18 protein-coding genes and 1 pseudogene are annotated in these 18,538 nt (G+C 68.9%); 7 read left to right on the top strand and 12 right to left on the bottom strand.

Going from position 1 to position 18,538, the window contains the following annotated elements:
• Positions 1-44: 44 nt before the first annotated feature.
• Positions 45-590 (top strand): GNAT family N-acetyltransferase, encoded by a 546-nt coding sequence (locus ACIBL3_RS23975; RefSeq protein WP_396355753.1) that lies wholly within the window; start codon positions 45-47, stop codon positions 588-590.
• Between the two features lie 184 nt (positions 591-774).
• A complete protein-coding gene (gene glgA / locus ACIBL3_RS23970; RefSeq protein WP_396355752.1) occupies positions 775-1,932 on the top strand; it encodes a glycogen synthase in 1,158 nt (385 codons plus the stop codon).
• On the opposite strand, the gene ACIBL3_RS23965 is transcribed toward glgA, so the two are convergent.
• The 5 genes from ACIBL3_RS23965 to ACIBL3_RS23945 form a co-directional block, all read right to left on the bottom strand.
• On the bottom strand, positions 1,933-2,385 hold the full coding sequence (locus tag ACIBL3_RS23965; RefSeq protein WP_396355751.1) for a group II truncated hemoglobin: 453 nt from the start codon (positions 2,383-2,385) through the stop codon (positions 1,933-1,935).
• Between the two features lie 54 nt (positions 2,386-2,439).
• The gene (locus ACIBL3_RS23960) at positions 2,440-3,294 is read right to left on the bottom strand and encodes an AAC(3) family N-acetyltransferase (RefSeq protein WP_396355750.1); all 855 of its coding nucleotides are present in this window, start codon (positions 3,292-3,294) and stop codon (positions 2,440-2,442) included.
• 135 nt (positions 3,295-3,429) lie between these two features.
• A complete protein-coding gene (locus ACIBL3_RS23955) occupies positions 3,430-4,383 on the bottom strand; it encodes a type IV toxin-antitoxin system AbiEi family antitoxin domain-containing protein (RefSeq protein WP_396355749.1) in 954 nt (317 codons plus the stop codon).
• Between the two features lie 167 nt (positions 4,384-4,550).
• Positions 4,551-6,023 (bottom strand): leucyl aminopeptidase family protein, encoded by a 1,473-nt coding sequence (locus tag ACIBL3_RS23950; protein ID WP_396355748.1) that lies wholly within the window; start codon positions 6,021-6,023, stop codon positions 4,551-4,553.
• Positions 6,024-6,206: 183 nt separating this feature from the next.
• Entirely contained in the window at positions 6,207-6,374 is a 168-nt protein-coding gene (locus tag ACIBL3_RS23945) for a DUF3117 domain-containing protein (RefSeq protein WP_012923066.1), read from the bottom strand.
• Positions 6,375-6,537: 163 nt separating this feature from the next.
• Between ACIBL3_RS23945 and ACIBL3_RS23940 the strand changes: the two genes are divergently transcribed.
• The 4 genes and pseudogenes from ACIBL3_RS23940 to ACIBL3_RS23925 all read left to right on the top strand — a co-directional run bounded on the left by ACIBL3_RS23940 (position 6,538) and on the right by ACIBL3_RS23925 (position 9,780).
• Complete coding sequence (locus ACIBL3_RS23940; protein ID WP_396355747.1) at positions 6,538-7,356, top strand: PaaX family transcriptional regulator C-terminal domain-containing protein; 819 nt, start codon at positions 6,538-6,540, stop codon at positions 7,354-7,356.
• 34 nt (positions 7,357-7,390) lie between these two features.
• Positions 7,391-8,182 carry an enoyl-CoA hydratase/isomerase family protein gene (locus ACIBL3_RS23935; RefSeq protein WP_396355746.1) on the top strand — a complete coding sequence of 264 codons (792 nt, stop codon included), beginning with the start codon at positions 7,391-7,393 and terminating at the stop codon, positions 8,180-8,182.
• A 91-nt stretch (positions 8,183-8,273) separates the two neighbouring features.
• Positions 8,274-8,606: pseudogene (locus ACIBL3_RS23930) on the top strand (alpha/beta hydrolase-fold protein); the annotation flags it as partial.
• A 25-nt stretch (positions 8,607-8,631) separates the two neighbouring features.
• Positions 8,632-9,780, top strand: a complete 1,149-nt coding sequence (locus tag ACIBL3_RS23925; RefSeq protein WP_396355745.1) for an SBBP repeat-containing protein — start codon at positions 8,632-8,634, stop codon at positions 9,778-9,780.
• A 246-nt stretch (positions 9,781-10,026) separates the two neighbouring features.
• On the opposite strand, the gene ACIBL3_RS23920 is transcribed toward ACIBL3_RS23925, so the two are convergent.
• From ACIBL3_RS23920 to ACIBL3_RS23895, 6 genes are all read right to left on the bottom strand, one after another.
• Complete coding sequence (locus ACIBL3_RS23920) at positions 10,027-10,587, bottom strand: DNA-3-methyladenine glycosylase I (RefSeq protein ID WP_396355744.1); 561 nt, start codon at positions 10,585-10,587, stop codon at positions 10,027-10,029.
• On the bottom strand, positions 10,584-11,057 hold the full coding sequence (locus tag ACIBL3_RS23915; RefSeq protein ID WP_396355743.1) for an SRPBCC family protein: 474 nt from the start codon (positions 11,055-11,057) through the stop codon (positions 10,584-10,586). The genes ACIBL3_RS23920 and ACIBL3_RS23915 overlap by 4 nt, the downstream gene beginning before the upstream one ends.
• A 12-nt stretch (positions 11,058-11,069) precedes the next feature.
• The gene (locus tag ACIBL3_RS23910) at positions 11,070-12,989 is read right to left on the bottom strand and encodes a DivIVA domain-containing protein (RefSeq protein WP_396355847.1); all 1,920 of its coding nucleotides are present in this window, start codon (positions 12,987-12,989) and stop codon (positions 11,070-11,072) included.
• Positions 12,990-13,084: 95 nt separating this feature from the next.
• Positions 13,085-13,954 carry a TIGR00730 family Rossman fold protein gene (locus ACIBL3_RS23905; protein ID WP_396355742.1) on the bottom strand — a complete coding sequence of 290 codons (870 nt, stop codon included), beginning with the start codon at positions 13,952-13,954 and terminating at the stop codon, positions 13,085-13,087.
• A gap of 65 nt (positions 13,955-14,019) precedes the next feature.
• On the bottom strand, positions 14,020-15,081 hold the full coding sequence (gene dapE, locus ACIBL3_RS23900) for a succinyl-diaminopimelate desuccinylase (RefSeq protein WP_396355846.1): 1,062 nt from the start codon (positions 15,079-15,081) through the stop codon (positions 14,020-14,022).
• Positions 15,078-15,764, bottom strand: coding sequence for a VOC family protein (locus ACIBL3_RS23895; protein ID WP_396355741.1), 687 nt, complete (start codon positions 15,762-15,764; stop codon positions 15,078-15,080). The genes dapE and ACIBL3_RS23895 overlap by 4 nt, the downstream gene beginning before the upstream one ends.
• Positions 15,765-15,819: 55 nt before the next feature.
• On the opposite strand from ACIBL3_RS23895, the gene ACIBL3_RS23890 reads away from it, so the two are divergent.
• On the top strand, positions 15,820-16,494 hold the full coding sequence (locus ACIBL3_RS23890; protein ID WP_396355740.1) for a maleylpyruvate isomerase family mycothiol-dependent enzyme: 675 nt from the start codon (positions 15,820-15,822) through the stop codon (positions 16,492-16,494).
• Here ACIBL3_RS23890 and ACIBL3_RS23885 read toward each other — a convergent pair.
• Positions 16,491-18,530 carry a DUF4185 domain-containing protein gene (locus ACIBL3_RS23885; protein WP_396355739.1) on the bottom strand — a complete coding sequence of 680 codons (2,040 nt, stop codon included), beginning with the start codon at positions 18,528-18,530 and terminating at the stop codon, positions 16,491-16,493. The two genes, ACIBL3_RS23890 and ACIBL3_RS23885, sit on opposite strands and share 4 nt — an antisense overlap.
• Between the last annotated feature and the right edge of the window lie 8 nt (positions 18,531-18,538).

The following is an 18,538-nucleotide window of genomic DNA, read 5'->3' as shown; positions in this document are numbered from 1 at the left end:
CCCCCGGGGCATAAGGTGCTTGCGAGTGTCGCGACACTGTGGAGATGCCAATGCTCATCGTGCCGACCGTCGCCGTTCACCGCTCGTTCCTGGCCACCTGGGACGAGCTGGGGCCGGAGCAGGAGCGCTGGATGGGCGCGAAGTCGATCGCCGACGACGACGAGGAGTGGACCCGGGAGCAGGCGGCGGACCCGGCCGAGTTCCGCCGGCTGGTCGAGGCGATCAAGGCCGAGGCGGACCCGGCGACCGAGCTGCCGCCGGGCATCGTGCACCAGACCGTGCTCTGGTACGTCGACGGCGACGAGTTCCTGGGCCGGCTGTCGATCCGGCACTGGTTGACCCCGCCGCTGCTCGAGGTGGCCGGCCACATCGGGTACTGCGTCCGCCCGTCGGCCCGGCGCCGCGGCCACGCGACCCAGATGCTGGTCCAGTCCCTCCCCCTCGCCGCCAACCTCGGCATCGACCCGGCCCTGGTCACCTGCGACACGAACAACGTCGGCTCCCGGCGCGTGATCGAGGCCGCCGGCGGCGAACTGGAAGACGAGCGACACGGAAAGCTGCGTTTCTGGGTACCGACACATCTGGCCTGATGTCCTAGGGCATGTCTGCCGGTCCCGCGCAGTCGCGAGCAGGTGCTCGGTGCGGTAGCTCGGTGTGCTGGAGCGAAGGCCTCGATGTGGTGCCATCGTGGCCTTTGCTCCAGTGCAGCGAGGTGCCGTGCCGAGTGCCGCGCAGCACGCGCGGGACCGGCAGACATGCTCTAGGGTCGGCTGCATGAAGGTGGCGATCCTGACGCGTGAGTTTCCTCCGGACGTGTACGGCGGGGCGGGGGTGCACGTGGACTTTCTGGTCCGCGAGCTGCGCCGGCTGCTCGACGTGGACGTGCACTGCATGGGCGAGCCCCGGCTGGGCGCGACCGCGCACTCCGAGGAGGACGCGCGGATGCCGGACGCGAACGCGGCGCTCCGCATCCTGTCCACGGACCTGACCATGACGGCCGCGGTCGCTGACTCGCAGCTCGTGCACTCCCACACCTGGTACGCCAACATGGCCGGCCACTGGGCCAAGCTCCTGTACGGCGTCCCGCACGTGGTGACCGCGCACTCGCTGGAGCCCCGCCGACCGTGGAAGGCCGAGCAGCTCGGCGGCGGCTACGCCCTGTCCAGCTGGGCCGAGCGTACGGCGTACGAGGCCGCCGACGCCGTGGTCGCGGTCAGTCGCGGGATGCGGGACGACGTACTGGACTGCTACCCGGCGATCGACCCCGACAAGGTGCACGTCATCTCGAACGGCATCGACGCCGACTTCTACCGCCCCGACCCGTCCACGAGCGTGCTGGAGCGGCTCGGAGTCGACCTGAATCGCCCGTACGTGACGTTCGTCGGCCGGATCACCCGGCAGAAGGGCGTCCCGCACCTGCTCCGGGCCGGTCTGCGACTGGACCCGTCGGTCCAGCTGGTGCTGCTCGCCGGGGCGGCCGACACGGTCGAGCTGAAGGCGGAGACCGACGCCTTGATCGACGACCTGAAGGCGGCCCGGGACGGGGTGTTCGTGGTCTCCGAGATGCTGCCGCGCGAGGACGTCCGGCAGGTGCTGACGCACGCGCTGGCGTTCTGCTGCCCGTCGATCTACGAGCCGCTCGGCATCGTCAACCTGGAGGCGATGGCGTGTGAGACCGCCGTCGTCGCGAGCGCGGTCGGCGGCATCCCCGAGGTCGTCGACGACGGCGTCACCGGCACCCTGGTCCCGTACGACGAGAACGACATCGACGCCTTCGAACGCGGCCTCGCCGCCGGAATCAACGACCTGATCGACAACCCCACCAAGGCCTCGGCCATGGGCAAGGCCGGCCGCGAACGTGCGGTCTCCGAGTTCGGCTGGGACGCCGTCGCCGACCGGACCGTCACGCTCTACAACACGCTCTTGGGCTAGTCACCCGACGATCAAGCCGTCCCAGGACCAGCGGGGGATCGACAGGTCGGCCGGGACCTCATCGGCTGACGCGTGGTACTCCGACATCGCGACCGTCGTCGCCCAGGCGAAGTAGTCGTGCAGTACGGCGCGCAGCCGCTCGTCCGCATCCAGTCCCGTGTCGGTCAGGGCCTGGTCGAAACAGGCAATCGCCCGCCGATCCATCTCCTCGTGCGGCCCGTTCCCACTGTGCAACCGGACGACGTACGACTCGTCGCCGTACGCCTCGCTGTACTCCGGCGGCCCACCCAACGCCTCACCCCAGTACGCCGCCAACCGCTCACTGTGCTCCGGATTAAACCCATGGCTGAACGCATGACTCACCACCTCATCAGCCATCACCCGCGCATGCCACGCCTCCGCCAGCCGCAACATCCCCGGCCCCCCACCCAAAGCCTCGAACACCGTCACCATGCCCCACCTTCTACACCCCACCCCCACCCCAACACCACGCCTACATGAACTCGTTCAGGAGCTGTGAACGGCGGCCAGGCGCTGTTGAAGAGCCGCTCCGCAGCGGCAGCTCTCGTCGTCGCAGAGGAGAGCCGCCGGGTCGGCGGCGATCAGGCGGGTTGTGCAGGCCAGGATGTCCTCGACAGCGATCAGGCGGGCGCGGCAGTTGCCGATTCGCACCTCGCGCGTGTGCGGTCGCAGCTCGGGCTCGATCTCGTCGAAGCGGTGGCTCTCGCCGGAGACGTTCGACAACTCCATCCACGCGCCGGGTCCCGCCTTGGCGTATCGGTAGAACAGCGAACGGCCCAGGTGCTGCTCGGCGAGGTGGATCGTGGTGTTCGACGTATGACCGACGCCGAGCAGCAGGACATGGCCACCACCCAGCTCGGCGAGAGCCTCGATCGGCCCGAGCGGCCAGTCCAGCCGCTGAGCCTCGATCAGCTCTCGCGCATGCGCCCCGACCGCAAGGAAGGAGAACAGCGGGTGCGTACCCCGCTCGTGCTCAAACCCCACCCGCAACGCCTCGGGAATCCGTCCCAGCCACCCGTCGACCGGCAGATCCGGCGTGAACGGGACCGCCTTCCCGACCGCCTCATCGAACGCTGCCCAGGTCTCCGCGTTGTAGTACGCGTTATGCGGCCGAACCAGCCCCGGCGGAGCCGGCAAGCCAGTGAGATCCCAACTACCGCCGACCATCATCACGGTCCCGCAGGTCCCGACCAGCGCCCGGCAGATGGCGTCAGCCCCACCGTCAACCCACCCCAACGACCGCAACGAAGCATGCACCAGCACCGCCGACCCCGAATCCAGCCCCAACCCTGCAAGGCCTTCCGCAATGTCAGCTTCCGTGACAACCCCGGTGTCGGTCATAGCACCCGCGATGAAACCACCCACGCCTCCCCAAGTCCACGGAGTTTCCCACCCGTGGACGACCTCTGGTGGGCTGACCCACCACAGTGTGGGTCAGCATCCCGGACTCTGGTTGGCCAACCACACTTCGGTGGGTCAGCCAGCAACCTGCAGGCGCCGGGACCGGTCGAACGCCTGGCGGATGCGCATCGCCGTACGCGCCGGGTGCGCCAGATCGGCCCAGGTGATCCTCACGACCTCCAACCCGAGCGCACGCAGCCGGTCCTCCCGGGCCTTCTCGCGGATCAGGGCATCCCGCGAGCCGTCGGGATACTTCACCAAGCCGTCGAACTCGACGACCGTCTTGTGATCAGGAAAGTAGAAGTCGACGCGACCGATGAAGCCGTCGTCGTCCCTGAACACCGCTTGCAGAACTGGCGCGGGAAGCCCTTCGTTGCGCATCAGCACCCGCAGCCGGGATTCACCGACAGATTCGGCGAGCGGGTCGGCGAAGGCCAACGCCGATCGGATCGTCGGGCCACCCGGCCAGTACTCGGTCACCTCGAGCAGGCGGCTCAGATCATCATCGCTCACTTCGGGACGCCGCAAGGCCGCGTCAGCGCTGACCACCGCTGCCTCGAACGACGCGCGAGCGGCTGTTTCGACCAGGGCACGCGCGATCGATGTCACGGACACCCCGTCCACCCGGGTCACATCCGGGCAACTGAGCTCTCCGCGATGGTGCCTGACTCCAGCCTTCACCCCGCTACGCCCGCTCATCCGGGTCAGCTGAACCTCGGCGAGATCAGCGAGCCACACCGGTACGCCGTGCATGGCCAGGGCCGAGTGATGGCTCACCACCGCTGAGTTCGGCCGCATCGAGTTCACCGCGGCGTGAACCAGCCGGCGATGACGGATGACCGGTCGATCCCACGGCGCCCAACCGCTGAGATCGACCCTTTCGGCGTACTGGCCAAAGCGCAACCGCTCCCACCGGCCATCGGCCAGGCGCTCGCGAATCTGCTCGTTGGTGTATCCCGCCTCCCTCGCCTGGCCGGTGCTGACGACGCCGCCTTGCCCGCTCGCAATCCGCTTCAGTTCCGGGTTCACCGAACCAGCATCCGCCTCCGGTCACTCCTCCGCCTCCCCATTCCCCGTCTTGTGGATAACCCTCTGGTTGGCTTACCCACCCGAGGGTGGGTTGGCCAACCGGATTCCGGAGTGCGAACCCACACCCGGGTGGGTCAGCCAACCAGAGGCGCCGGGTGGGTGGGGGGTCAGCTGATGCCGGCGGTGGGGGTGGGGGAGGTTAGCCAGGTGGTGAGGAGGCGGGCGCCGGCTCCGGTGGCGCCGGGGGTGTATTCGAGGCGGTCGGCCGGGGATTCGGCGATCGAGGAGAGGTCGAGGTGCGCCCAGGGGATGTCGCCGGCGAAGGCCTTCAGGAACAAGGCGGCCGTGATCGAGCCCGGCCCCTTCGAGCTGTTGACGGAGTCCGCGATCGGGGTCGCGATCAGCTCCTGGTACTCCGGCGCCAGCGGCATCCGCCACAGTTCCTCACCCGAGACCCGTCCAGCATCAGCCAGGTTGTCGGCCAAGGCGTCGTCAGTCGCGAACATCCCGCCGTACAGCATCGACCCGAGCGACACCTTGATCGCCCCCGTCAGGGTCGCGATGTCGACGATCACGTCCGGCTCGAGCTCCTTGACCGCATAAGCGAGCCCGTCAGCCAGCACGAGACGCCCCTCGGCGTCAGTGTTCTTCACCTCGGTAGTGCGCCCGCCGTAGTGCCGGATCACGTCGTCCGGCCGGTACGCCGTACCAGACGGCATGTTCTCCGCAGCGCAAATCAAACCAGTCACCCGCACCTGAGCGCCAAGCTCCCGCAAAGCGGACAACGTGGCGATCACAGACCCGCCGCCAGTCATGTCCCGCTTCATCGACACCATGCTCTCGCGCGGCTTCAGCGACAGACCACCGGTGTCGTACGTGATCCCCTTGCCAACGAGTACGACGTACGGCGTGTCGTCGTCCGCGCCGACCGGCACATAGTCGAGCCGAATGAACCGCGGCGGCCGAGTAGACCCCTTGCCAACAGCGAGGATCCCCCCGAACCCATCCGCAGCCAACTGCTTCTCGTCCCAAACGGTCACCTCGAGACCGGACTCAGCCGCCAGTTCAGTCGCACGCGCGGCCAGCCACGCCGGATCCTTCTCGTTCGACGGCGTGGTGGCGAACTGCCGCGCCAGCCACCCGGTACGACCGATCACCGCACCACGGTCGAGCTCGATCTGCCGATCGTCGTCGGACCCGTCGGTGACGGTCACCCGCGCCACCACCGGCTTCCCCGGATCGACCGTCTTCTGGGTGTACGAGAAGGACCCCAGTACGACGCCCTCCGCAAACGCCTGCAGCACCGCATCATCGATGCCGTCGGCAACTATCGTGGTGAGGTCGTCCTTGCCGCGGCCGAATCTCGCGATCGCGGCTCCGGCGTGTCGCACGTCCTTGGCGCTGCCGTCACCGGCCCCGACCAGCAGGATCTCGGTCACCTCACCGGTCAGCAGCGGGTACGACGCGGTCGCGCCGGCGGTCGGGCTGAACCCGGTCGCCTGCTGCACCTCCAGCAATCGGCTCAGGTCCACGCCGAGGCGTTCGCCGGCGTCCTTCGCGGCGGAGGGCAGGCCGCTGTCGCCGACCACGATCACCCAGGTCGAGGCGCCGTGCAGCGGCAGGCCGGGCTGCCACGCCACGACCGGAAGGGTGGGGAACGCGAACTTGCTGCTGCGGCGAGCCACTAGGAGGACCTCACTGTTTGATCAAAAATTGTCGGAAACGCCCGGCCAACCGTAACGACCCCGGCCGGTGCCACAAAAGGCACCCACCGGGGTCGTTGTAGATATGTCAAGGAGTGCGGGGCACCCCGGGGAGAGCGCTCAGCCGACAACGGCCTTGAGCGCGTTACCGAGCTCGGTCGCTTCGTCGGCATTCAGCTCGACGACGAGCCGACCGCCGCCCTCGAGCGGAACCCGCATCACGATCCCCCGCCCCTCCTTGGTGACCTCGAGCGGACCATCGCCCGTCCGCGGCTTCATCGCCGCCATGCGCGCACCCCTTCCCAGTGTCGGTGTTGAGCGACGACACCGCACTGGGTACCGTTCCCGGCGCGTGCGGTGATGCGCCGTCGGCGCGTATCGCAGTGTGTATCAGAACCCATTATTCCCGATCACAGGCCAGAGCCGCGCACCATACGGCAGACTCAGGCACGTGCACGCCCGTTCTGCCCTCTTCGACCTGTACGGCGACCACCTGCGCGCGCGAGGTGGTCGAGCCCCGGTCGCGGCCCTGGTCCGGCTGCTCGCGCCGCTCGGTGTCCACCCGCCCGCGGTGCGTACCGCGGTGTCGCGGATGGTCCGCCAGGCCTGGCTGGAGCCGGTCCGGATCGACGGCCAGCCGGGGTACGAGCTGACGTCCCGGGCGCGTCGCCGGCTGGACGACGCGGCCGCCCGGATCTACCGCACGCCGCCGGAGGGAGCCAGCGGCAACGGTTCCGGCAACGGCGCCGGCAGCTGGGACCGGCACTGGCACCTCGGCATCCTCCGGGAGGTCCCGAACGCCCGCCGCCGCGAGCAGCTGGCGAGCCAGCTCGCCTTCCTGGGTTGGGCTCCGCTGTCCGACGGCGCCTGGGTCGGACTGCGCAACGACGCCGAGGTGGACCAGATTCTCGGCGCCGAAGGGATCGCGGCGGACCGGTTCCGGGCCCCGGTCGACGACGGCGCAGTCGAGTTCGCTCGCCGGGTCTGGCGGCTGGACGAGCTCGGCGCGTCGTACGACGCCTGGCTGATCGAGGCGAAGGCGCTGGTCGAGGGCGCCGGCGACGACACCACCGACGAGCAGGCGTTCGCCGTACGGTCGGAACTGGTGCACGAGTGGCGCAAGTTCCTGTTCCGGGATCCGGGGTTGCCGGCCGAGTTGCTGCCGGCCGACTGGGCCGGGACGCGGGCGGCCGAGTTCTTCGATTTCCACGCCGAACGACTGAGCCCCGCGGCCGGGCGTTTCGTCGACGACTGCCTGACGCTGCACTGAATTTCCGTCACCGATTGTCAAGGAGCTGACCACGATGAGTGACTCCGTCACCTACACCGTGACCGACGGCGTAGCCACCATCACGCTGAACCGGCCGGACGCGATGAACGCGCTCGACACGCCGACCAAGGTCCTGCTCCGCGACAGCGTGCTGGCCGCCGCGGAGGACGACGCGGTCCGGGTCGTCGTGCTGACCGGGACCGGCCGGGCGTTCTGCGTGGGGCAGGACCTGAAGGAGCACATCGGGCTGCTCGAGGCGAACGACACGGCCGCGCTGTGGAGCACCGTCCCGGACCACTTCGCGCCGATCGCGCGGGCGCTGGCCGAGATGCCGAAGCCGGTGATCGCGGCGGTGAACGGCGTCGCCGCCGGCGCCGGCGCGTCGATGGCGTTCGCGTGCGACTTCCGGGTGCTGTCGGACGCGGCCGGATTCAATCTCGCCTTCACCGGGATCGCGCTGTCCTGCGACACCGGGATCTCGTGGACGCTCCCCCGGCTGATCGGGCAGGCGAAGGCGCTCGAGCTGCTCTACTTCCCGCGCACGGTGCGCGCCGACGAGGCGTTGACGCTCGGCCTGGCGACGAGCGTCGTACCGGCGGCCGAGTTCGAGGCAGCGGTCGGCGAGCTCGCGGCGAAGCTGGCGGCCGGGCCGACGGTCGCGTACGGCGCGGTGCGGCAGTCGGTCGGGTACTCGGCGACCCACACGCTGGCCGAGGCGCTGGTGTTCGAGGCCGGGAAGATGGAGCTCACCGGCGACACCGAGGACCACCGGAACGCGGTCGCCGCCTTCGTCGCCAAGCAGAAGCCGACGTTCAACGGCCGGTAGTCACCTGCAGCTGCGGGCTCAGGCTGTCCTCGCGCGCGAGCTCTTGTAATCGTTTACGTAACCGATTACAAACAGCTGTGTGAGGAAACTGATGCTGCCTGCCCTGACCGCCGCCCCCCTGGTCGGGAGCCGGGCCAGCTACTACGTCGACTCGGCCTACACCGGCGCAGACCCGGGCCGCCCGGTCGAGACGGCCTTCTTCGGCGATCTGGTGCCGCACATCGACGCGTCGTACCGAACGATCGCCGATCGCAACGGGCGTGCAGTGGCCGGGTACTCGATGGGCGGCGCGGGCGCACCGCGGTACGCACACGCGCACCCGGAGGTGTTCGGGGCGGCGATCGCGCTGAGCCCGGCGGTGTACTTCCCGCTGCCGCCGGCCGACTCGAGCGTGGAAGAACCCGAAGCCGGCCGACTACACCCACGACCTCGACTTCGAGGCGCACGTCGTGTTCAACCAGGCGGTCCGGGTGCCGAACCTGACCTCGGAGTTCCGCGTCGTCGACGGCGGGCACGACTGGGACGTCTGGGGGCCGACGTTCGAGGAGGGCGCGAAGTACATCTTCCAGTACGTCGGGAAGCCGCCCGCCGTCTCGATGAAGGCCGCAGTGACCGGTACGGCGGGTGAGGAACGCGCCGGCGGGATCGCGACTGATGCCTCGGGCAACGTTTACCAGGCCGTGGCGATCGAGGGGTCGCTGGACGGGGCGCCGTACGCGGGTGGAAAGGACGTCGCGCTGACCAAGTACGCGCCGGACGGGACGCGGGAGTGGACGCGTGCGATCGGGACAAGCGGGACGGAACGCGCGTACGGCGTGGCCGTCTCGGACGATCGGGTTGTCGTGACTGGCTACACCACCGGGAATCTCGACGGATCGCATGCGGGGAACACGACGGACGACGCGTTCGTCGTGCAGTACGACGCGACCGGGGATCAACGGTGGTTGAAGCAGTTCGGCGTACCGGGTGTGGCGGATCGAAGCTACTCGGTGGCCGTTGACGGGGACGCGATCTTCGTCAGCGGTTACACAAAGGGGTCGCTGGGCGGAACGAATGCCGGTGACAAGGATGTGTTCCTCGCGCGGCTGGACAGTGACGGGCAGCAGGTGTGGCTTCGGCAGGTCGGGAGCGCCCGCGAGGAGAAGGGCATGGCGGTCGCGGTGTCCGGTGGGTCGGTGTATCTGGCGGGGATGACGGCTGGTTCCTTGGGTACGCCGGCGGGCCGTGTGGACGGGTTCGTCACGCGCTTCTCGGTCGACGGTGCGCCGGCGTGGTTGAAGCAGTTCGGGACATCTGAGTCCGACGAGGCGTGGGGGCTCGCGCGCGATCCGGCTGGTGGGGTCTATCTGACGGGTTACACCGCTGGTTCCTTCTCCGGTGCGTTGGCGGGCGACAAGGACATCATCGTTGCTCGTGTCGACGGTGACGGCGTTCTGACCTGGCGGGACCAGTTCGGTACGACGGGCAACGACAAGGGCGCTGCGGTTGCCGTCGACGGATCAGGGGCTGTGTACGTCGCGGGGTTCACTGACGGTCTGACGAACACGGACGTGTTCCGCACGGTCTTCAGTTCGGCCGGCGAGAACACCGCGCCGTAACCGTTGGTGGGCCCCCCGACCGCTTTCCGGCCGGGCGAGTCACGGCCGGACAACCACCTGACAGCCGGGGAGCCCGGTGAATACCTCATCACGTTCTGCACCCGGAGCACAACTCGTTCAGCCGTTTGTGTTCCCCTTATTTTCAACATTTCTCGGTGCAAGATGCAGATGCACAAGCTAGCTGCACGTGCACCGAGTCAACGTGCACATTCCGGTTAGCGGGCTATGCCGGTCAGACCTCGCTCGTCAGCGTGCGATGCACGTCGACAGGTGGTCGTTGACTATCCCCGTCGCCTGCATCAGCGCATAAGCGGTGGTGGGACCAACGAACACGAAACCGTTCTTCTTAAGGGCCTTCGACATCGCAACGGACTCCGGGGTAGTGGCCGGTACGTCGGCCAGCGTCTTCGGCGCCTTGTGCTCGGCCGGCCGGAACGACCACAGCAGCTCGGTGAACTCCCCGTCGTCCAGCTCCAGCAGCGCCCGCGCGTTCGAGATGGTCGCGTTGATCTTCAGCCGGTTGCGGACGATGCCGGTATCGGCCATCAAGCGCTCGAAGTCGTCGGCGCCGTACTTGGCGATCACCGCCGGGTCGAAGTGCGCGAACGCGGCCCGGAAGTTCTCCCGCTTCCGCAGGATGGTGATCCACGACAGCCCGGACTGGAAGCCCTCCAACGTCATCCGCTCGAACAACCCGAGGTCGTCGCGGATCTCCTTGCCCCACTCCTTGTCGTGATACTCGACGTACTCCGGCGCCGATGTCGCCCACCCACACCGCGGCCGCCCGTCCGGCCCGATCACCGTCACCGCCCGACCTCCCGCGCCAGCCGCCGCAACGACATCCGCATCGTCATCTCGAGCACCACCCGCACCACTGGCCACACCGCAACCCCCACCTTCCCCAACGGCGGCACCACATCCTCCGACCAGGTAAACGTGCTCCCACCACTCCCTGGTGTGGCGCCGGCCGCTGGTGCGGGACTGATTGCGAACGTGCCGGTGCCGCGGACCACGGTGCCCAGGTGTTTCACTGTGCACTCGCGCGGCGGATCCCAGTGTGTGATGAACATGTGGTCAGTGAATCCCAAGGCACCGACAGAAGTCCGCGCCGCGACCCCACCGCCCACGCCGACGCCGCCGTTCTCCGTCCCCCAGACGCGCGTCAGCAACATCCACCGGGACTGCCGCTCCCAGTCGACCACCAGCTCCCAAGCCGCGTCCGCCCCCAACGGCAACACCACCGACGCCTCGGCATGACAGCTCCGCTCGGTGTTCATCCCCCGACCGTCTCAGCTGGGCCGCGGATAAACACCCTGCTCCGACCCCTGCTCGTACCCCGCCTCCGGAGCCCCACCCTGTCCCCCTGGACCAGCCGCCGCCTGCCCACCCTGCTGCCCCCCACCTTGCTGAGGCACCGAGTCCCCCTGCGCAGACCCCCCAGAGCCACCCTGGCCGGGCTGCTCCCCAACCTGCTGCGGACCCTGCTCAGCCTGGTAACCGCCTTGCTGCTGCGCCGGGTAGCCGCCCTGCTGGGGATGCTGGCTTGACTGCTCAGGGTTGGCGTAGCCGCCGTACTGCGGCGACTGGCCCTGGACCGGCCACTGAGGCGTAACCGGCTGCTGATCCGCCGGCGGCCAGAACTGCCAAGCCTCCTGAGCCGGGTCCTGCTGCGGCTGCTGCTGAGCAGGGTTCTGCTGCGACGGGTGCTCCTGCGTCTGCCGCTCGTACTCCTGCACTTGTTGCGGGTGCTCCTGAGGCCACTCCTGCTGCTGCGACGGGTGCTGGTGCAGCTGGTGCTCGTACTCCTGCATCTGTTGCGGGTACTGCTGCTCTCGGGTTGGGTAGTCCTCTTCCTGCTGCGAGTCCTGCTGGTCCGGTGTCGAGGACTGCTCGGGCTGGTGCTGGATGGGCGGGAGGGGGGTGTACGTCTGCTCGCTGGACGAGCTCTGAGGCTGCCACTGCGGGGTGGTCTCGTGGTCGTCGTACGCCTGGGCGGGCGGTTCCTGCGCGGCTGGCTGCTGCCACTGGGGCACCGGCTCCGGGAGCACCCACTGGGGCGCGGATGCCTGCGCGCTCTGCTGCTCAGCTTCCGGCTGCACGTCCTGCGATGGCGCCGCCGGGAACTCCTGCGTCACCTCGGCCGAGGGTGCCGCCTCAGCCTGCCCTGCGGCACGCTCACCGTCGCCGGGACCCGCCGCACGCTGCTGGTCTACGGAGTCGGCCGGTGTTGCTGGACGCTCGTTGGGAAACCACGGCTCGGGCTGCTGCGCGATGTACGGGTCCGACTGCGGCTGCGCGTAGACCGGAGATTCGTACGCCTCCTGCGAGGAGTAAGACTCGGGCTCCTGCGCGCCGTACGGCGACTCCGGCGGTTGCGGCGTAATCGCACGAGCCTCCGGCCCAGACGCGGAGTGCGCCTGTGGGGGCTCGTCCTGCGCGGGGCCGGACTGCGCGTGTGGTGCGTCGTCCTGGGTGGGCGTGGAGTGTGGCTGCGGGGGCTCGGGCTGAGTGGGCGCTGGGTGGGGTTGCGGGGCGTTGGCTTCGGGGGCTGATGGGGGCTCTTGGGGGGCGGGGGGTGTGTGGGGTGGAGTGGGTGGGGATTGGGCTTCTAGGAGGGCTCGGGCCTCTGCTTGGAGGCGTTCGTACTCGTCGGCCGCGGCGGAGGGTTCGGCTACCGGGACTTCCTGGGTGTCTGGCTCCGGGTCGTCGTCGGTCGGCTCGTGCGTGGCAGCCCCGGAAGGTGCGCCGCTGGCTTCGGGCCTGGCGGGTTCGGGGGCGGACGGCTGGGAGTTGGCCGGGGAGTCGGTCGGGGACTCGGTGGATGGGTCGGGGAAGTTGCCGCCGACCAAGATCGGCTTCTGGGTGCCGGTGTCGTCGAAGTCGGTTGCGTCGTAGTCGGGGTCCGAGGCGAAGCCGGGGCCGTCGACGATCGGCGAGACGGCACGCTCGAGGTCGGCGATGCGGCGGTCGCGTTCGGCGACCTCGCGGGCGACGCGTTCGAGGAGGGTGTCGACCTCGTCCATCCGATAGCCGCGCAGGCCGACGCCGAACCGGGCCGCCTCGATGTCCGTGGCGGTGAGCGCCTGCCGGGCCGGGACGCTGAGGTCGGGCCGGTCGTCGTACGCCGTACTCATGGCACCCCAACGACCCGAGGCCACGACTGCGACAGCCCCGATCAACAGCACCACGATCAGCCCGAAGAACCACATCACGGGACCGATCGTGCCATGCCGACGAAGTCACCCGCACAATCGGACACCGATTCGGCCCTCGGCGTAAGCAAGAAACAGCGGGAACCGGAGTCTCAGCTCCCGTCAGAGCCCAACCGGTGCGCCTCACGCCGCTCGCGCGCCTCCGGGCTGTCCGCCTCCGCCACGTCCCGGGCAGCCGCCGCAGCAGCTTCCTCGGCGGCCGCGTCCGCGAGCTCACCGGCCTTGACGATGTAGCTGATCGCCTCGTCCACGTCGTCGGTGACCACGAACATGTCCAGGTCGGCCGCCGAGATCTTCCCGTCCGCGAGCATCGTCTCGCGCAACCAGTCGACCAGCCCGCTCCAGTACGACGTACCGAACAGCACGACCGGGAACGACGTGACCTTCCGCGTCTGGGCCAGCGTGAGCGCCTCGAACAGCTCGTCCAGCGTGCCGAACCCGCCCGGCATCACCACGAACCCCTGGGCGTACTTCACGAACATGGTCTTGCGGGTGAAGAAGTAGCGGAAGTTCATCCCGATGTCGACCCACTCGTTCAGGCCGTTCTCGAAGGGCAGCTCGATGCCGAGCCCGACCGACACCCCTCCGGCCTCGGAGGCGCCCTTGTTCGCCGCCTCCATCACGCCCGGTCCGCCACCGGTGATCACCGCGTAGCCGGCGCCGACCAGCTTCCCGCCGAGCTCCTCCGCGGCGACGTACATGGGGTCGTCCGGCTTGGTCCGGGCCGATCCGAACACGCTGATCGCGGCCCCGAGCTCGGCCAGCATGCCGAACCCCTCGATGAACTCCGACTGGATCCGCAGCACCCGCCAGGGGTCGGTGTGCACCCAGTCGGACGGCCCGCGGCTGTCCAGCAGCCGCTGCTCCGAGGTCGACTGCTGCACCTGGTTGCGGCGCATCACCACCGGCCCGCGTTGCTGCTGGCCGATCGGACGGTCGGGGTGGATCGAGGGTTGTTCCATGCCTCCCAGATTAGTGCGGACAGTGACAACAGGCCCGCCGACGCGAGGCCTGCCACGAGGTGTACCTACGCCGTCAACCAGGCTCTCAGCCGCTGTTCACACTGCTCGATGTCCGCCTCGGGCACGAATTCGTCCTGCTTGTGCGCATACAGCGGGTCACCGGGCCCGTAGTTCACCGCCGGCACGCCGAGCAGCGAGAACCGGGCCACATCGGTCCACCCGAACTTCGGCTGCGGCTCTCCTCCGACGACCTCCAGGAACGCCGACGCGGCCGGTCGCTCCAGCCCCGGCAACCCGCCCGGCGCCGAGTCCGTCACGACCAGGTCGAACCCCTCGAACACCTCCCGCAGGTGCGCCTCGGCCTCCGCCTCCGACCGGCTCGGCGCGAACCGGTAGTTGATCTCCACCGTGCACAGATCCGGTACGACGTTGCCCGCGACCCCACCGCGGATGCCGACCGCGTTCAGCCCCTCGCGGTACTCCAGACCGTCGATCGGCACCCGGCGTGGCTCGTACGCCGCCAGTCGCGCCAGGATCTCGCCCGCGGCGTGGATCGCGTTCGACCCCATCCAGGATCGGGCCGAGTGCGCCCGCTCGCCCCGGGTGGTGATCTCGACCCGCATGGTGCCCTGGCAGCCGGCCTCGACGACCGCGTTCGACGGCTCCATCACGACCGCGAAGACGCCCTCGAGCAGCTCCGGGTTCGACCGGGTCAGCTTGAACAGGCCGTTCCGCTCGGACTCGACCTCCTCGCAGTCGTAGAAGATGTAGCTGACGTCCCGGTTCGGCTCGGGCAGGGTCGCCGCCAGCCGCAGCCCGACCGCGAGACCGCCCTTCATGTCGCACGCGCCGAGCCCGTGGATCAGGCCGTCGGCGCGGCGCGCCGGGAGGTTGTCGTTGAGCGGCACGGTGTCGATGTGCCCGGCGACCACGATCCGCTCGTCCCGGCCGAGGTCGGTCCGGGCGACCACGGTGTTGCCGTGCCGGAACACCTTCAGGTGCGGGTACGCCGACAGCGCCTTCTCGATCTTGTCCGCGAGCTTCTCCTCGGTGCCGCTGACCGACGGCAGGTTGACCAGCGCCTCGCACAGGTCGGGGCCGGGCACGGACAGGTCGAGCTTCATCAGGATTCCTCTGCCGGTGGTAGGAACACGCAGAATTCGTTGCCCTCGGGGTCGGCGCAGACGTGCCAGCCGATCTCGTCGTCCTTGGGCCGCAGCAGTGTCGCACCCGCGTCCAGGACCGGCTGCAGCGCGGGCGCGGTGACGTCCCAGTGGATCCGGTTCTTCACCGACTTCGGCTCCGGCACCGGCACGAACACCCAGTACGGGAACGGCAGCCCGGGGACGTTCTCCAGCCAGTAGTACGGCCGGCCCGGTCGGCTGGAGAAGTCGCCGCCGGCCACGCCGGACCACCAGCGCGCCTGCGCCTCCGGGTCGACCGAGTCGACCACCAGCTCCAGCAGCCGGTACGCCGGGACGGTATCGCGAACGAAGCCGCAGAACTCACCGCCCTCCGGGTCCTCCATCACCGTCCAGTGCTGCTCGTCCGTGGCCGGCTCCTGAACGGTCGCGCCCTCCCGCAGCAGGTCCGCGATCGCGCCGGTCTGCACGTCCAGGTGGACCCGGTTCTTGACCGCCTTCGTCTCGGGGACCTGGCACATCCAGATGGTCTTCTGCGGTACGTCGCCGACCAGCACGTTCGGATTGTCGGCCGGTGAGGTCAGCCCGAGCACGCGGCCCCAGAACGCGACCATCGCGCTGGGGCACGACACGTCCACGCACAAGTCCTTGAACTGGGCCACGCTCATGGCGCCAACCCTAATCCGGACGACCGACAAACACCTGTTTGGTTAGGGTGACGACATGCGAGACATCCGGCCCGAGGTGCAGGCGGCTGCTCAACTCGTCAACGACACGGTGGCGACGGCGGACGAGGCGGTCGTCCGCGGCCCGTCAGGGCTGCCCGGGTGGTCCCGCGGCCACGTCGTCACGCACATCGCGAACTTCTCCGAGGCGATGACGCGGCAGGTCGACGAGGCGCTTCAGGGCCGCCTGATCGAGGTGTACGACGGTGGACGGCCGGCCCGCGATGCCGGGATCGAGGCCGGCGCGGGCCGCCCAGCGGCCGGGCTCGTCGAGCATCTCCGGGTGGCCACCGCCGCGCTGATCACCGCGTGGGACAAGGTCGGCGCCGACGACTGGGAACGCCCGATCCTGCACCGCAACAGCAACCTCGCCGCCGGGATCTACGCGACCTGGCGCGAGCTCGCCGTACACACCGTCGACCTGGATCTCGGACCGACCGCAGCCGGCTGGTCGGAGGCGTTCTGCCTCCACCTCCTCGACTTCCTCCGCCCCCGCACTCCCGAGGGCGTCCACCTCACCCTCCAACCCACCGACGGCCCCACCTGGACCAACGGCACCGGCCAAGAGGTAGCCCTGACCGGCAAACTGACGGACCTAACCGCCTGGTACGCCGGCCGCACGGCACCGGGCCCCATCGAGGGCCCGATGCCTGAACTCCTCCCCTGGCCCTAGCTCACGGTGAAGTCGTCGACCTGGATCCAGGTGTCTACGTTGGGGGCGTTGAAGCTGGCGTAGACGGTCAGTTCGTGGACGTTCGGTGGGACTGTGACAGTTACCTCGTGGTGGACGTAGCCGGTGCCGGCTCCGAAGGTCTTCGTCGCCAGGTCCTGGGTGCCTTGGCGGACGCCGAAGCGGCCCTGGTCGGCTGGGAGGGCGGCGGAGGCGTTGATCCAGGCGCCGAGGGTGTACGTCGTTCCCGGGTTGACGGGGATGGTTTGGTACAGGGCGCTCCAGCCGCTGCAGGTGCAGCGGATCCAGCCGTTGTTGGCGCCGGAGTGGGCGAAGCCGAGTCCACGGTCGACGCCGTTCGCCGCCGTACCCTCGAAGAGCCAGGCCGGTTTCCCACCACCTGTTCCCTCGAAGCCACCGTCCGCGAGCTGGGCGACGTACCGAACCGCCAACTCGGACACCGAGGTGTAGCTGCGCGTCCCACCAGGCAGACCGATCACCCGCACGCCATCGGTCTCCTGCACCGGGAAGGTGATCGTGTACGTCTTGTTGGCCCCCGCGGACGCGTCACCCGGATACGCCGGTGAGACCGTCTGCGCCCCGACCTCGACCCACGAGCCGTCGACCTTCACCTGCACCCGCGGCCGACCGGTGAAGTACCCACCCTCAGCCGACACCGCCCCCGACGTGAACTCAACCCGGTTGACCCGCTGACGAGAAGGCCACGTGTACCCCCACCACGACGCACCCTTCACCTCGTCGTCGAAGTCGGTCTCGCTTCCGGTGACCGCCCCGTCGTTCATCAAGGCGAGCGACCCCGACTGCGAAGACTTCGAGATCGCCACAGCCCCGGTCGACGGCGCCGCCAGGTTGGCGTCACCAGGCAAGTTGCCGGCTGAACCCGGCACGGACGGCGTCAGCACCAGCTTGCGCAGGTTGAAGTTGTAGACCGAGGTACCGATCCCGCCGCCACCACACGGGCAGACGTTCGCCTGCACGTACATCGTCTTTCCGTCCGGCTGGACGAACTTGGACGGGATGGTCACGCCGTACCCGCCGTACTTCGAGGTCGACCACGGGTACCCGCCGAAGTCCTTGCTGAGGAAGTGTTTCCACGGTCCCCACGGCGTCGGCGCCTCGTAGAACTCGAAGGTGTACTCCGTCCAGGACGTGTACACGTACCGCTTCTGCTTCTCCAGGTACGTGACGCCACCCTGGCTGATCACGCTCAGGTTCGACGCGTTCGTCCCGTACGTCTGCGCATACAGCCGCCGCTGGTCGGTCAGCACCGGCTTGCGGTCCGCGATCTCCGAGCTCCACCCGGATCCGGTGTAGAACCTCCACGCGTCCCGGTCCTGGACCTTGCCCTTCGGCACCCGCGCCAGGAACACGCTCTGCGGATCCGGGACGGTGTCGTCGAACGAGTCCCGCCAGTTCCCGTCCAGACCGTACGCGTACACGTACCCGTCCGGCGCCAGCGCGCCGCCCTTCCCGAAGTCGGCGAACCAGATCGTGGTGAACACGTGGTCGGCGAACATCGGCCGCCGCTTGTCCCACGTCCACGTCCGCCCGTGGTCGGTCGACTTCAGGATCGTCGCCGCCGGTACGTCGTTGAAGTCGAGAGCCAGATCCTGGACCGCCAGGTACAGCGTGTCGCCGACGCAGACCATCCCGGTCGGCTTCCGGTTGTACCCGCCACCGCTCCAGATCGACCCCACCTGGTCACCGCGCGAGATCGTCGCGCCGGCCAGATTCCCCGGCGATCCGCTCACCTCACTGACCGCGATGTCGGAGAAGTCCTGGTCGAGACTGAACCCCTTGCCGTCACCGTTCGCGGTGTACAGCTTGTCGTTACCCGCCCAGCACGACGGCCACAGATCGCCGTCGCTCGCGCTGGGCGTGCCCTTCGACTCGACCTGCGCCGTACCAATGTAATTGCTCGAAGCAACCACAGAGGCGGATTCCGAGGAGGAGTCCGTCACGAGCGCCGCCGAGCCGAAGACGAGCGGCAGCACGGCAAGCAAAGCCCCACGTTTCATCGCGCAGC

The sequence above is a fragment of the Kribbella sp. NPDC050124 genome (genome assembly GCF_044460355.1).
Classification (GTDB): Bacteria; Actinomycetota; Actinomycetes; order Propionibacteriales; family Kribbellaceae; genus Kribbella.
This window is presented reverse-complemented; position numbering and strand designations above follow the sequence as displayed.